The 15158-nt window shown below is 45.3% G+C and carries 8 protein-coding genes and 1 tRNA gene; 6 read left to right on the top strand and 3 right to left on the bottom strand.

All coding sequences use genetic code 11. The annotated features are described in order from the left end of the window. The first annotated feature begins 112 nt into the window (after positions 1-112). Together G3570_RS01520 and G3570_RS01515 are read left to right on the top strand one after the other, a co-directional pair. A complete protein-coding gene (locus G3570_RS01520) occupies positions 113-3034 on the top strand; it encodes a PEP/pyruvate-binding domain-containing protein (protein ID WP_165138476.1) in 2922 nt (973 codons plus the stop codon). Continuing rightward, complete coding sequence (locus G3570_RS01515; RefSeq protein WP_165138474.1) at positions 3031-4296, top strand: serine hydrolase; 1266 nt, start codon at positions 3031-3033, stop codon at positions 4294-4296. Before G3570_RS01520 ends, G3570_RS01515 begins: the two co-directional genes overlap by 4 nt. Before the next feature lie 64 nt (positions 4297-4360). Here G3570_RS01515 and G3570_RS01510 read toward each other — a convergent pair whose 3' ends face one another. The 3 genes from G3570_RS01510 to G3570_RS01500 form a co-directional block, all read right to left on the bottom strand. After that, positions 4361-7201 carry an Npt1/Npt2 family nucleotide transporter gene (locus tag G3570_RS01510; RefSeq protein WP_165138472.1) on the bottom strand — a complete coding sequence of 947 codons (2841 nt, stop codon included), beginning with the start codon at positions 7199-7201 and terminating at the stop codon, positions 4361-4363. 37 nt (positions 7202-7238) lie between these two features. After that, positions 7239-8201 carry a serine hydrolase gene (locus tag G3570_RS01505; RefSeq protein ID WP_249066570.1) on the bottom strand — a complete coding sequence of 321 codons (963 nt, stop codon included), beginning with the start codon at positions 8199-8201 and terminating at the stop codon, positions 7239-7241. A gap of 165 nt (positions 8202-8366) precedes the next feature. Beyond that, on the bottom strand, positions 8367-10763 hold the full coding sequence (locus G3570_RS01500) for a DUF5686 and carboxypeptidase-like regulatory domain-containing protein (protein WP_165138470.1): 2397 nt from the start codon (positions 10761-10763) through the stop codon (positions 8367-8369). Positions 10764-10856: 93 nt separating this feature from the next. On the opposite strand from G3570_RS01500, the gene G3570_RS01495 reads away from it, so the two are divergent. The 4 genes from G3570_RS01495 (at position 10857) to G3570_RS01480 (ending at position 15034) form a co-directional block, all read left to right on the top strand. Beyond that, on the top strand, positions 10857-10997 hold the full coding sequence (locus G3570_RS01495; RefSeq protein ID WP_165138468.1) for a hypothetical protein: 141 nt from the start codon (positions 10857-10859) through the stop codon (positions 10995-10997). 168 nt (positions 10998-11165) lie between these two features. Further along, positions 11166-11238 (top strand) — tRNA-Arg (locus G3570_RS01490). 318 nt (positions 11239-11556) lie between these two features. After that, complete coding sequence (locus G3570_RS01485) at positions 11557-12003, top strand: hypothetical protein (protein WP_165138466.1); 447 nt, start codon at positions 11557-11559, stop codon at positions 12001-12003. Between the two features lie 139 nt (positions 12004-12142). Next, entirely contained in the window at positions 12143-15034 is a 2892-nt protein-coding gene (locus tag G3570_RS01480) for a BTAD domain-containing putative transcriptional regulator (protein ID WP_165138464.1), read from the top strand. The last annotated feature ends 124 nt before the right edge of the window (positions 15035-15158 follow it).

The following is a 15158-nucleotide window of genomic DNA, read 5'->3' as shown; positions in this document are numbered from 1 at the left end:
ACTATTTACTATTGATTAGACGTTACAAGTATCGTAGGCAAACCCGTTTGACATCCCGGCAACCTGACTATTTGATAAATCAGGGAATATTCTAATAACAAATTCATAAAAGATGATTACCACTTCCGGGACAATTAAAGTTTCTTTACCGGTACTTCTCTTCCTCTTTTTGGCGGCGCCGCTTTGGGCTCAGAAAACAGAGAGTGCTACCATAAAAAAGCGAATTGATGCGTACAAAGAAGATCCAAGAGGGCCTTACAAAGATTTGAGATGGTTTTGCCCGGATGGTTCTGTTGTTCCTCCCCAGGAACGATGTCCGCAAAGAGGCGGCAAACAGCGGGCTCGTTACAAGGATGAAGTCGTTACGCTACAAAAAACCAACCACTTATTTCTTGGTCAAATACTGGCAACCACCGATTATCAATCGTTTTGGGATACAGCGAATAACCACTCACGGCTGAAACAATATCAGCTTGAACAGTATCTACGCAGCATTGATAACGGTTGGATACTACGCAAGGCGCAATTCTACCGCGGGGCTATTCAAGCTGAGGATGAAAGTGCCTGGGGCATTGATTTTTTCAATCAATTACTGTCTGATGATCAAGTACTTCGCCAACATTTTTTTCTCATCCGTCAGGCTGCCAAGGATATCCCTCACCGTGGAGATGTCAACCAGGCACAGCTAATGCGGAGCCAGTCTCAGGTCATTGCTGAACAATACCCGCCCTTCATGGATTTGCGTATCAAAATTCACGGGCAACCCCAGGAGTCTGATATTGAAAAGGTCTTGACCTTCAAGCGACAACACGCCGCAAAGATGAATACGGAAACCGTTGAGCAGCTTGATGAATTGGTAGCAACCATGAGGGACTTTTTCCATCCGGACAAAAAACAGAGGCTGCGTGAATATACTTCTCAACTGCCTGCATCCTCACCTCTGAAAAACTCCTTGACCAATTTTATTGGTACATCATTGGAACAGGAATCACCCGGTGACCGAATAGCGGCTTACGCCGATCTGTTATTTGTAATACGTAACAACATTTTGAAGGAAAATAATGCCGCTGCCCGACTCACCTTGCTTGATATTTCTAATTACCTGGAAGAACAAATTTATATTGATGCCGCCAACTGGCAACCGGCAAATCTCAAGGAACTGCTGCGTAACATATTCGTACTGGGCAAAGCGGGAACCGGAGCCGGCTATATTGAGCTTTGGGAGTGGCAACAAATTTCTCCGCAGCTCAAGCCAACAGAGTCTGAGGCACTCACTATAGAAGCTTTGAACCGTTACATGCAGCTGGCCAGGAGCCAGGTTGAATGGGGCACAGGTACGGTAAAAGCGGTTTATCAGGAAACCGTAACCCTTTTTCAAGGTTTTGAACCCTTGGCTCACGGTTTTATCGATGATCGTATTCGATCGTCCGCTCTTCTTCCTCTTGGCACTAATGTCAGCCGCCTGGGGGATTTTATTGCCGAGCAGTCCGGCCTGAACAACAAGGTGCTGGGTATTGCCAATCAGAGCCAAATTCGGGGTCTGAACCCGGGATTCGCTTTCGGGGAACTAGTAGTGGTATCCGGATCGCCGGACGAGATAGAAGTATCCTCTGATAAAATATATGTGTTTGAACGACCTCCGTCCGACCTTAAACCCGTTGCAGGTATTGCCACTGTTTCGGAAGGGAACCTGGTTTCACATGTTCAGCTGCTTGCCCGAAACCTGGGAATCCCCAATGCCGTGCTCTCGAATTTCAATTTGGAAGAGTTGAAATCTCATTCCGGGGAAATGGTTTTCTATGCCGTTTCCCGTAAAGGAACGGTGATCATGAAACCGGCATCGGAGATGAATGCACGAGAGAAAGCGCTGTTTACGGTCAAGACGAGAAACGAGGATAAAATCAGCGTGCCGGTTGAAAATATTGATCTGAACCAAACATCCGTACTTGACCTGCGTGATGTACGGTCAGCCAATTCCGGTAAGGTCTATGGTCCCAAAGCCGCTAACCTGGGACAGCTGAAAAGCACCTTCCCTGAAAATGTAGTTGAAGGCTTGGTACTCCCGTTCGGAATATTCCGCAAGCATATGGAGCAACAGATGCCGGGACAGAACCAAAGCTACTGGCAGTTTTTAAATGAGACCTTTGAACAGGCCGAGAAGATGAGAAACAATGGCACCTCCGAAACTGAGGTGGAAAATTTCCAGATTCAGAAATTGGGAATACTCCGTGAAGCCATCAAAAAAATGCCGCTGCTTCCGGCTTTTGAAGAAGAATTAAGCCGGCGCTTTGAATCTATTCTCGGCAAGCCAATGGGGGAAGTACCTGTATTCATACGCAGTGATACCAATATGGAGGACCTGAAGGATTTTACCGGAGCCGGACTGAACCTGACGGTGTTTAACGTTCTGGAAAAGAATAAAATCATCCAGGGTATCAAAGACGTTTGGGCATCGCCTTATACCGATAGAAGTTTCCGATGGCGCCAAAAGTACCTGCTCAATCCCGAAAATGTGTATCCCTCTCTGCTAATCATCCCCAGTGTGGATGTAGATTATTCCGGGGTGCTCATTACTAAAGGAGTCAGCTCAGGAAATTCCGGAGATCTTACCATTGCCTTTAGCCGCGGGGCCGGAGGGGCCGTCGACGGACAGGTTGCCGAATCTTATCTTATTATGCCCTCAGGGGAAGCGGTACTTATTGCTCCCTCCAGGGAACCGTATTATAATGTACTTCCGCTTGCAGGAGGCCTGCAGAAAAAAACAGCAGCTTTTGACCAAGCCATACTCAATAAGAAGAATATGGATGCCATAAGAGAGCTGGCGAATACCGTAAAAAAGGTATTGCCGAATACACCCGGAATCGGATCAGAAGGACCTTATGATATTGAATTAGGTTTTAAAAATGACAAGCTCTGGCTGTTTCAGGTGAGACCATTCGTTGAAAATAAAAAAGCAGCCAGCTCAGCCTATTTAGAGTCAATAACACCTAAAATAGGTAGAAACAAAAAGATTAAGCTCTCAACCAAACTATGACGACCAGCTTACGGGTTTTCCTGACCATATTAATCGCCCTCTTTGCTACCGCTGAGCAATCTGTATATCCCATAGACGGCTATGAAGAGACCGGTATAAACAGGCTGTTAAGGCTGCAGCGTATCGTGAACGGAGAAATTGATGCCCCGAAGCCTCCCCCGGGTGCCCAAAAATCCATCACTGATATAAGGCTTCATTTAACGGATGCAAGGGGAGACAGCCTGTCGGGATTACCCGAACCCGACCCTCAGCTCCAAAAATCGGTCAGAGACATTTTCCCGACCCTGGATGAGAGCTACTCCATTACTTTATTGGATATCACTCCGGGGAGGACGATAAAATATGCCCAACTAAAAGAAAAAAGAGGATACCAGCCGGGAAGTGTGGGCAAACTGGCCGTGCTTGCGGCATTATTTAATGAACTGGATACCGTTTTCCCAAACTCCTTTGCAAAAAAACAGGAGCTCCTAAGAACCAAAAAAGTTATGGCCGGTTCCTGGGGCGGATACGATGAACATGAAATACCGGTTTACGATCCCGAAACCGGTACGTTTGAAAATAGAAGGGTTAAAGAAAGTGATGTGTTTTCCCTTTATGAGTGGACCGATCACATGTTGTCCGTCAGCAATAACGGGGCCGCTAGTGTGGTTTGGCGTGAGAGTATTTTGATGAGGGTTTACGGGAAAGAGTACCCGCAACTCACTGAAGAAGAAGCCAACCGCTACTTTAAAACGACACCTAAAAAAGAACTCTCTAAAATTGCAATGGCCATAGTCAATGAGCCTTTACGAGAGATAGGAATTGGAAATGAAGAGTGGCGGCTGGGCAGGTTGTTTACATCCGGTGCCAGCCAGATTATACCTCCTTCCGGTGGCAGTATCGGTACACCGCTGGGTTTAATGAAATTCTTAATTGCTATAGAAAAGGGTGAGTTCGTTGATGAAAAATCCAGTCTGGAAATGAAGCGACTTATGTACATGACCGATCGCAGAATTCGCTATGCTGCTTCTCCGGCATTAACCGATGCTGCCGTTTATTTTAAGTCCGGGAGTCTATACAAATGCCAGCAGGAAGAAGGGTTCAAGTGCGGAAAATATATGGGCAATGTTTACAATTACATGAATTCTGTGTCAATAGTAGAGCAACCTGATGGGAGAGTTTACCTGGTCTGCCTGATGTCGAACGTGCTCAAAAAAAATTCAGCCTCCGACCACTTTACCCTCGCCTCAAGAATTGATAAGCTCATCAAAAGCAATTCATAGGCGAAACTTCCAACATATCACCCTATAACCACCACTCCCCCCCCTATACCCAATACCTTATAACTTAAATCTGTGAAAGCTTAACCAAAGCTTCCTTGGCACCCGATTGAATAGTTGGATTATCACTTTCCGTATAGGGTTTTACTACAGGCATGTATTTCTCATCTCCAAGCAGTGCAATGAGTTGCAGCACAGCAAGTTTGATACGCTGATCATTTCCCCCAAGCAACAATTCAAAGCACTCTTTCTCAGATAGAATTTCCAAATTCAGGGAGTCTAAAGTCTCTTCGGAAATAGCATCCAGAATCGTAGTTTCAACAATGGGAATAAGAACGCGTTTCAAGTCCGGTTCTAGTAAGTTATCCAAAAACTCTATAGCATTGATGCGCTGTTCAGGTTTATTGCTGCGTATGCCTTCGAGCGCATTCCCGATATCGTCTGGCGGGTATTTAAGGCCCAGCAGCCCAAAAATTCGTTCGAGATCATTGTCAAGACGTTTTTCGAGTAGTTCGATGAGGTTTCTGCGCGCCTCGGTTAGCTGTGTGTTCTCTTCTTCAGATCCCCGTTTCTGTCTTTTGTAGGCCAGTATAATTTGGGTATGCATCGCAGATAATGTGCTGAGATATACTTTCCCCTCCTCCAAAATTCGACGTGCCACTTCTTTCTTATTGAACCGTAACTCCGGGTGTGACGATTTTAGATTGTTCAGGGACTTTACAGCTTTCATCTGCAGTAAATAATCATCCTCATCCAACAAATTAAATAAAGCGGCAACTGCTTTTTGGGTGTCAAAATGTTCAATTACGGATGGCACCGAGCGCAGGGCTTCCATGGAGTAGGTACGCTGAACCACAGCTTCAACCAGGGGATCAATGACCGGCGCTCCATACTTTACGAGAGCTGATCGGGCTTTGGGCCGTAGAGTATCGGAAGCAAGAAAACCGATGAGTGAAGATAGAAAATCATGATTGAAACTGTTTCCTGCACTTTCTACCGCTCTGCCAACCACCTCCGGATCATCCTCAGAGAAACTGGACCTGATGTAAGGGTAATATTCAGGGATATTAGCGTTGCCCAGGATGTCCAGCAGGCGCAGCTTTCTTGTTTTATGGGCACGGGTGTCTGAGAGTCCCTCGACGGCATCCATAAGATCCCGGATCCGCTTCTTTAAATCGTATTTAATTTTCAGTGTTTCGTTATCCCGGGTCTCAACGGCCAGGCTTTCCAGTGCCGCATCGGCAATCTCCTGATCGGAGTGATCCAGGTAAATGCTCAGCAAGTCAGAAGCATCCTCATAAGCATGTTCAAACAGGTATTCAAATGAGGCTTTCTTTACCTCATAGGCCGGATCGTTGATAAACGGCTTGATCCGTTCGACCAGATCTCTGTTCCTAAAATGATAGAGCGTTCTAATAGCTTCAGCGCGTACGGTGCTGCTGGGATGGCCGAGGAGTTCAGAGATGTGATCAAACAATTGATCGTTGCTGAACTCCCGAACCTGTTTTAGCAGGTATAGGATCTGCTGCTCTGATCCGTCTACCAGTACCTTTTCAATACCCTGAACAATAGAATCAATTGAAACCTGCTCAGGACTGAGCCTATCACCGTCAGAAGCCTCTTCCATGCGAAATTTGAATGACCTCAGATACTCTCTTCTCACCTTGTAAATAAGATAGATCCAGATACCGATCAGTAAAATTATTGCTGCACTTACAAAACGGGTGGATAGATCAAGACTAATAACAATAAATATTAGGATAAATCCGGCTATGCCCGTAGCCGTACTGTCAACCACTACATCGATAAATGTTTTGGTTTTACTCTTGATTTCCATATCGATGGGCAATCCCAACAGTTCGGTAGCCGACTTATTGATGGACTGTTTAAGACTGCCGTCAGCTGTTTTTATTACTATGGCCGCCCATAATTCTGGAAATAAGAACAAAGTCACGGCTCCCAGGAAAATGCCGAAAGGCAAAAAAAGCAGGGAGGTTCCGACACCCAGCGTTCCAACCAAACGAGAAGTCAGAAACAGCTGTACGGCAAGGGAAAGCAAGTTGATCGTTGAAAACCAAAAGCCAAAAAAAGCAGCCAGTTCATCAGCATCTGTTATTGCCCGGTGGGCGATGTCGCTAAACTGAAAATCAACGAGTTTAGCTACAATCACGCTTACCCCAATAATCGCTGCCAGGTAGCTGAGGTGCCGCGATGATAATATGGTTTTTAGAGGGTGCTCTCCATACTCCCGCAACCGCCGCCTTCTCCGGAATACGGTAAGCGAGCTGATATTCTCCTTCCAGATCAGGCGGGTAATTGGAATACATAAAAGCAAAAAGGTGGCCGAGATAAAAATGAGATTTTCACTGCCTATCACCGGGGCCAGAAGGTTGGTAAGGTATCCTCCGAAGATGCCCCCGGCTATAGCACCGGCTCCAATAAACCCGAACAGTCGTTTGGCTTCCCTTACGTTGTAGACGAGATTGGCCAGAATCCAGAACTGTGAGGAAGAGAGTACCGCAAAGATAGCCACCCAGATATAAAACAGGTAGAGTACCCAACCCTCCAGAATATTCAACCGAAGGAGTATTAAAAACAGAACCAGGGTAGCGAACGAAATTAGAAGGGTGCGTTCAATAATATAATTAAGACGGGTCTTTCCTATCAGACGGGCATAAACCGTGGAAATCAACAGGGCGGTAACGGCAACCAGGATAAAAGCTTCCGGCAACCTCTCAGCACCAAATCTGGCCAGGAAAAGCGCGTTTACGGTTGGCTTTACGATAAGCAGCGTAGCGATCAGCAGGAATATATTAAACTGCATAAGAATGGCTGTACGGTATTCGCCATCCCGTATCCCAAATACCCTTTTAAGCAGTGCTTTAAGCGCTTCTTTAATATACGGCATTACCTTTCTCGCTTACTGAACAACCTGTTTGTATGCCTCATTGACCGGATTCCGTAAAATTGTTGAGTACCTGCTCAACAGGTACCACCAATTTACGCATGATCTGTTCTCCGTCGGGGTCTTCAATCAAAGCTACCAAAATATAACGTCTGGAGGGAGCACCCCAGACCAGAATAGAATCGGAGTGGTAATTTCTCCAGGAACCGGACTTTCTAAACAACCGAGCATTCGGTGCTATTTTATCGAGCGTATTTACAAACTTGTGGTGCAGGGCCGGATCTTCCAAAATGTTCAGCATCTGTTTAGATCGCTCGGCATTTACCAATCGTCCTGATGCCAGCAAATAGTAAAATCGGCTCACCTGGGAGGCGGTGGCAGCATGACTCAGTCCTTTAATCGGGTCCGGATATCTTCTTCCGGCACTGGCATACCGTTTCCCAACCCACAAACCACCACCATAATCCTCGTCATAAAGGGCGTATTTTGGATCCGTCATCACGGATTCAATTTTTTCATAGCCCAGCCTGTCAATCATGCGGGTAGAGGCACGGTTGTCAGATCTGCTGATCATCAATTTAAGGTCCTTGCGTATTTCTTCCGTCTCCTTCAATTCTCCCTTTTCAAAAGCATCCATGGCCGCAAGTAAAATAGCGATCTTAGGCAGACTGGCCGCATACATCATATAATTTCCGTTGATACGGGCAAAATTAATATCCGTGAGATCCCGTAAATCAACCAGGCCCAGGGCCATTTTCTTTTGATCAATAAGCTTTTTCCATTTCGGATTAGCAGAAAGAGTAGCAATAAGACTATTCTGCAATTCTTCATCGACCAGGCTTCGCAATGGCTTGACCGCACTGTCCGGCAAAACAAATGGAAGGTTGCTATTATTAATAGCCGTAGCGGCGGTTTCAGTACCGGACACCTGCTGCGCCACCGAAGTATGTGCTATAAGCAGAATCATTATGCCTGCCTTTAGCACCATAAAAAGTCTATTCATTGTAATATTTATATAACTTGATTGCTGCGCCAAAAATAGACACGCATCTTAACAAGTTACTAAGATTTCCAGAATCTTAGTGTATTTATTATCAATATTGTGGCTTCCTGCAGTCCTTTTTTATGGAACACGGATTTCCGAGGGTATCTGTGTTCTACTATTTCGTCAGAACAATCTAGCCACGCCTAGAGTAATGAGGAAAGCCGGCTCGTCGAGTCGCTGTGCAAAATCTATGCGGAAAAGGCCCAGAACTTTGTTGAGTGAAACACCCGCTTCCACATGAGCCCCATCCGTTGTATTGGGCGAATAACCGAAGCTTGACTCCAATGCCTGTCTCCTCTCGTCACTGACCCAGGTTTTCCCTACTCCTCCAAAGACAATGATACCGATTTCTCTTTCCACCAGGGGACGAATACCCAGGAATTCAAAAGGAACCGTTCTAAAATTGTGCTCTGCGCTCAGGCTCAGGAACTGCTCACCCTCGTAGGGTTGGAAGCGCTGCGTCTTAAGTGCACCGAAAAAGCTGACGATACCTTTCGATACGTCGGTGATGCCATAGCGCTGAGGCGGGAGCGTACCGCTGAAGGTCCCCGCGGAGAGTTTCAGGTCCAGCGTATTGGGCAAAAATCTTCGCTTGTAGAAGGTATTAAAGGACCAGTCAATGCCTGCCGTATAGCGGGTAAAATCAAAATCGCTTCCCAGCCAATCATCCGAATATTCGATATAAATTCCGGCTCTCTTCAGACCGGTTACCCCAAGATTATAACTTTCACCAAGATTATAACCCGCCTTGATATCGAGCGAATGCAGACGTCCTTCCGGAATGGCCGGGTTCACGCGTGGTGTATTGTCTCTGCCCAGAATATCGTAGGCGGTAGTGGTATTGAGAGAGCTGTGCTCTTCACTGTTGTAGCCTATAACAGCAGACAGATCCGCTCTGGAGAAGTCCAGCTCGGTAAACGCACGATAACCTTCGTTGCGGTAGTAGTCATAATAATTTTCGTAGCCCAGCAGGTTGCTCACAGTCATCATTAAGGGGGAATAAACCTGTGATTCGTAGCGCTGCCGGGTATCTGCTTTGTAATCGAAACCAACGGACTGGCTAATCAGGTCTTTGTCATAAAGTTCGTAGGTAAAACCTGCCCCGTATCCCCACTCTTCATAGCCGGTGCTGTAGCCTCCGCTGAATCGCAGTTCCAGCTTATCGATCGGGTTCACACTGTATTTTAGTCCGGCATGCAGTTCATCCACACGGTTATAGCGTATCACAGGATTAATGCTCCCGGGGATACCGCTCAGAAAACTGCCCGTGAATTCGTCACTCTCCTCATCATCCTCCACGAAACGTGCTAAAAACCCGGACGGCTTAAAAGCTTTTTCCAGGGTCGCCGTGCTGTCGAGGGTGGCGTAGGCTTCCTGTTCGTCATCCGAGAGCGGAACGGTATTGATATTCCTGATAAATAGGGAGTCGCTGTTGATAGTGGTTGAATCAACCGCAAATAGGTCCTCGTCTTCATAGAGCGAATCGGGCAGCGACACATTCACTTCGTAGTCTGTAATTCGCGAGAGCTGCCTGAATTGGATGAGCGGAAACTCCAGTCCTACCATTTTGATCTTGATCTCACCGTTGATGCGCATATCCGCCGGCAGCCAGAAATCCTGACCGTAATTATTAAACTGCTGCTCATAATAGGAGTTGAACTCCTTGATGGGCTGCGGGAAATCCACCACCTCATTGGGTTGCAGACTCACCTCCAGCAGCGCGTAGGCCCCATCCAACACATAGATGGTGCCGTTAAACAGCGGCTGCAGCTTCCGCGCCGGCCGAACCTCGATTTCAAATACGGTTTGATCGTCGAGGGTGGTCTGATCGATGAGCTTGAAATCGTAAAACTTCAGGGCATCCGGGTGCGTCACCCCCACCACATCGAAACCGGCAATTTCGATATTATCGTCATAAAAATTGGGCAGGTAGCTGACCCCGGCAAAGTTATCGGCGGCATCCATGTTGGCGGTCTGTTTACGTGACTTCAGCACCTCGCGGTGACCTTTCTCCTTGTCCCAGAAAGCTGTGGATACCGATTCGGTTATCATTACGATGGAGGTATCGTTGGACACCGTCTGGCGGGTATAGGCCTCCGCCCGGTAGGTTTTCAACTTTTTGCGCCACTCCTGTTTGCGCTTAAGCACCTGGCGCATGATGCGTATGGCCGGGTCTTCGTCCGTAACGGTGATAGCCTCCATCTCGGTGACCGAGGGCTTCAATCTGAAATCCTGGCTGTTGCTGCTGTTGGCATCAATGACCCTGCGGGCCGATTCAAATCCGATATAGCGCACCACCACGGTAGCGGGGAGCAGCGAATCGGGAATGGTTAGCGAATAGGCCCCGCTGCGATTGCTGATGGTTCCGCGGTAGGTATTCTCGATGGATATGTTAGCCGAGGGCAGCGTCTCGCCCGTACCGGCGTCGTAAATCGTGCCATTAATGGTAACCTGTCCAACAGCATTATTGGTGAACAAAAAGCAAAGTGAAAACAGAAAAACCGTAACAATTCTAAGCATAGATCCAATATCTGATAATTTGTGGAAGTAACGAAAGGCAGGTTGTACTATTATTAGCGACTGAAGTTACAGTAAGGGGGGATGAATTAGGAATTGGAAGTCAGGAGTCAGGAGTCAGGAGTCAGGAGTCAGGAGTCAGGAGTCAGGAGTCAGGAGTCAGGAGTCAGGAGTCAGGAGTCAGGAGTCAGGAGTCAGGAGTCAGGAGTCAGGAGTCAGGAGTCAGGATATTCATAATTATACATATGACAAAAATTTAAGCTGATACTTTGAAATAAACCCTTCTGAATTCTGACTCCTGTATTCTGAATTCTGAATTCTAAATTGAAAATTCCTAATTTCTAATTCCTAATTCTTAATTCTTAAAGATTATCTCTTTATTTTAGCTCAAGACCTAAAACCCACACCCCTATAGTTCAAGTGGATAGAACGGAGGTTTCCTAAACCTTAGATCCTGGTTCGATTCCGGGTAGGGGTACAATATCGCCCTCCATATAATTCTACAGTCTTTTTATCTTGTTTTGGTTCAACATTTCTATCAGGATGGTGCAATTCGAGTAGAGTATTTAAATTTTTAAATCTAACCTTTGGATTTTCAAACTTATTAACGAAGCATTTATTTGAAAACTTGTATTCTCAGGTAATAATCAGAAAAAAACTATCGATAAAGAGAAATTAAACGTTTTGTAAACGAACCTTAGACGATTCATAAACACCTCCCATATAAGTTGTAGAAACAGATTTAAGTAACGCGGACCTGTTACTTATCAATACTAAACTTAGATCGGAGGTAACCATGAAGTTTCTATCTAGTAAATTAGTGACCACTGTAATATTGTTATTAGCTGTTTCTTTAACAGGATGCGACCAGTCTGTATTACATACACAGACTGATTTGCCCGCCAGCAATACAGTAACTTTAATTGGAGTTTGGCACTTAATCCCTAACAGTAATAATACAGATAGCGAACACCAGCTCGAATTTACAAACAATATACTTACAGAGGTTATTTCCAAATCTGAACAAAATGGAAACTGTGTTGATGAACCCCAACTATACAAGGAATACCAGTGGAGTGAAACACAACATTCGAATGAACTTAAATTAGTTACTACTGAACATATGGAATGCGGCTCGGAAATAAGCGTGGGTACTGAGCATATGGTATCTTTTCGTTTAGAAGATGATGTCCTTCACATTTTCAACAAAAGATGGGAAAGAGCAATATTTGATGTTGACTAATTTTACAGTTAGCACTCTTAGTGTCGGTACAAAACAAAAAAATATCTATTACATTTTTTATAATTAAACTGATAGCTAAAGTTAAAAATATTCAATTACTTGGTAGTAATCGTCTCCTTTTACCAATTTCATCAACTGTATGGGAGAGCCAGGGAGATTACATATCGAACTGCTTGGGGGATTTAAACTCCAATACAATGGAAAGCTAATAACAACCATTGACACTCCAAGGCTGCATCAACTTTTGGCCTACCTTCTGCTTCACCGCGATATCCAATTATCCCGACAATATGTTGCTTTCAAATTTTGGCCGCAAAGTACCGAAAAGCAAGCTCTAACAAATCTGCGGAATCTTCTTTACCAGCTCAAAAATAAGCTACCGGAAGCAAGTCGGTTCTTAATCATTAATACAAAGACGATACAGTGGAATACCAATACCAATTATACATCTGATGTTTGCAAGGTTGAGGATGCTGTATTCCAAGCGAATAGTACCGATGATATTGAGCTTAAAGTAAATTATTTAAAGGAAGGCATTGAAGCATACAAAGGACCCCTGCTTCCGGAGTGCTATAAGGAATGGATTGACAAACACAGACAACAATTCCAGCAATTATATAAAGAATCATTAGAAGAGCTTATAAATCTGCTGGAAAGCAGCGGCAATTTGAAAGAAGCCATACAATACACCAAAAAACTAATTCAGCATGATTCGCTTAATGAATCAGCTTGGCGAAAGTTAATGAAACTCCATGCTCAGAATAATAACCGGGCTGAAGCGCTACAGGCTTATTATAACTGCCGGGATTCACTTCAGGAAGAATTTGATATAGACCCTGCCCCCAAAACGGAACAGGTCCACCAAGAACTTCTTGACAGCTGCAAATCAAGAAAAATTGCCCCATTAGTAGATGAGAGAACATCACAGGCAGCAATGACAAGTGCCTCAAGAGATAATCATCGATCTCCAAATAATGATTTTGCACAACTGCCTTCCTTTATTACAGAAACATTTAAGCATCGAAAAGAGAGCCAATACAGTGAATTGATCTTTCATAAATGGTTGGCAGTCAAGAGTGTGCCTATTATTTATGGTATAGGTGTTGGAATCATCATTGTATCTATATTGGCCGTTATTTTTTGGCCACAATCTCCGGTTACTGTCAATCACGTGAAGCAGATCAGTACAGCCAATGAAGGCACTTCAATATTGGTAACAGAATTTAAAAATCGCACGGATCAGGCCGATTTGGGGCTAAACATTCGTGAATCGATTATAGCAGACCTAACTCAACCCGAACTTGTTCGTGTAGTGGAGAGGGCTGAGATAGAGAATGCTCTTTGGCGTATGCGACGGCCCGACAGTACCGTTATTACCCGAAAAATAGGCTTGGAAATCGGCAGTCGCGACGGATATCCCATTGTAATATCGGGAGTAGTAAGTTCTATAGGCAGCACCTACCAAGTGAGCATACAAATTATTGAAACTGCAACGAGAAAAGTCGTGGTACACCTTCGGGAACCAGCTGAAACAAAAGACGATATCATCAAGGCGACTGGTCAGCTCTCGCAACGCTTGCGAGAAGAGTTGCTGCAATCGTTAGACAACATACAGCAGATCACCCCGCTACCGAAGCTAATTACCCCCTCACTGGAAGCTCTGAGACTTCGCGCAGAGGCCGGAGATTATTTTGGCCAGGGTGACTTCAATAAAGCCATTATACTTGCAAAACAGGCTGCTGAACTTGATACCGCATTTGCCAGTGCTTATGGGTTACTTTCGGCAGCCCATAACAATATAGGTAGTCATGAAAAGTCTGATCACTACAGAAGGCTTACAAATCGTTACGCAAACACATTGTCAGGACATCAAAGCATTGAAGCACTGGCTAATGACCATTTTAAACATGACCAAATGGACTCTGCTGCCTACTATTATGAGTTACTTCAGGAAATTGAACCGGACAGAAGTACGTTCCAACTTGGAGAAGTATATATGATAATGGGACAATTGGAAAAAGCACTCCAGATGTACCGCCACGATTTACAAGAATCCCCAACACGTATCGTTCCACACATTGCGCTTATTCACACTGCTCGCAAACTTGGCCGTGAAGAGCTGGCCGATTCTGTGATGGTCCTAATGAAAGATCGTTTCCCTGGAAGTAAAAGCGTTTACATTAATAAGGTGGCAAATGCACTGCGTTTTCGTCACCTAGATTTGGCAGACTCACTGGCAACGGTGATGGTGGATCATTCAAATCGGGAGATCCGAGCCTGGGGCAGGTTTCATAAACTCTTCCTGTCAGCTATGCACGGTAAACTTAAACATACGCTTGCTCAGGCCGACTCATTATCTGTCGATGCTTACCGAAATGTCGGACCGGCGGGCATCAGTTGTTATCTAAGAATGTCTATTGCGGCGGCATTTGCTGCCAAGTCAACTGATCGTGCCCTTCCGGCACTGCGAGCAGCAGAGCCCTATCTTTGGGGCCGGGAAAACTCATGGGGAGTCGCCGATCTGGAAGTACTTGCCAGCGGCTATGCATTAGCCGGTATGATTGGCGAAGCGGAACGGGTTTTAATACATATTGATTCGCTACGTAAAGCCAATGACATACATAGTACGTATGGCCCGAATGTAAGGGCGGTAATAGCTCTTCAGAAAGGGCGTCCGAAGGAAGCAATCAATCATCTCCGTACATTTCGGTCCCAAAGATACGGAAAGTTTGATCCCCTGAATATGTGGATATGGGCTGAGGCACATAACCGGTTAGAAATGCCGGAAAAAGCAATCGAAGGATATAGAAATATTCTGTACAGTGCGCGACTTGGTATGTGGTACTGGTCGTTTTACCGGGGTCCCCTTTGGACCTTAGCGCACGAACAGCTGGGATATGCCTATCTTGCCACCGGTAACACAATCGAGGCCGCCCGCCATTTATCTACTTTTGTTGAACTCTGGGAAGAGGCTGATTCCGATCTACAACCTCGAGTAGCAGAGGCACGTAAAGTACTAGCACGGCTCTGATAGCTCACCTCTTTAGCCGTTTGTATAGCTCATTCAACGAATTTTCAAAAGATTTTTTCCATTCAAACGCATTATAAACGCTGCATAAACGACTCTCCATTATTATTCGGGAACAACTTTCCCA

Source organism: Halalkalibaculum roseum (genome assembly GCF_011059145.1).
GTDB classification, from domain to species: domain Bacteria; phylum Bacteroidota; class Rhodothermia; order Balneolales; family Balneolaceae; genus Halalkalibaculum; species Halalkalibaculum roseum.
The sequence above is the reverse complement of the archived record's forward strand: the minus strand, read 5'-3'. Positions and strand labels throughout refer to the sequence as shown.

Coding starts and splice junctions, on each gene's coding strand:
- G3570_RS01505 (WP_249066570.1), bottom strand. CDS start 8,201: ATGAATAGACTTTTTATGGTGCTAAAGGCAGGCATAATGATTCTGCTT.
- G3570_RS01510 (WP_165138472.1), bottom strand. CDS start 7,201: ATGCCGTATATTAAAGAAGCGCTTAAAGCACTGCTTAAAAGGGTATTT.
- G3570_RS01500 (WP_165138470.1), bottom strand. CDS start 10,763: ATGCTTAGAATTGTTACGGTTTTTCTGTTTTCACTTTGCTTTTTGTTC.
- G3570_RS01480 (WP_165138464.1), top strand. CDS start 12,143: ATGGGAGAGCCAGGGAGATTACATATCGAACTGCTTGGGGGATTTAAA.
- G3570_RS01520 (WP_165138476.1), top strand. CDS start 113: ATGATTACCACTTCCGGGACAATTAAAGTTTCTTTACCGGTACTTCTC.
- G3570_RS01485 (WP_165138466.1), top strand. CDS start 11,557: ATGAAGTTTCTATCTAGTAAATTAGTGACCACTGTAATATTGTTATTA.
- G3570_RS01515 (WP_165138474.1), top strand. CDS start 3,031: ATGACGACCAGCTTACGGGTTTTCCTGACCATATTAATCGCCCTCTTT.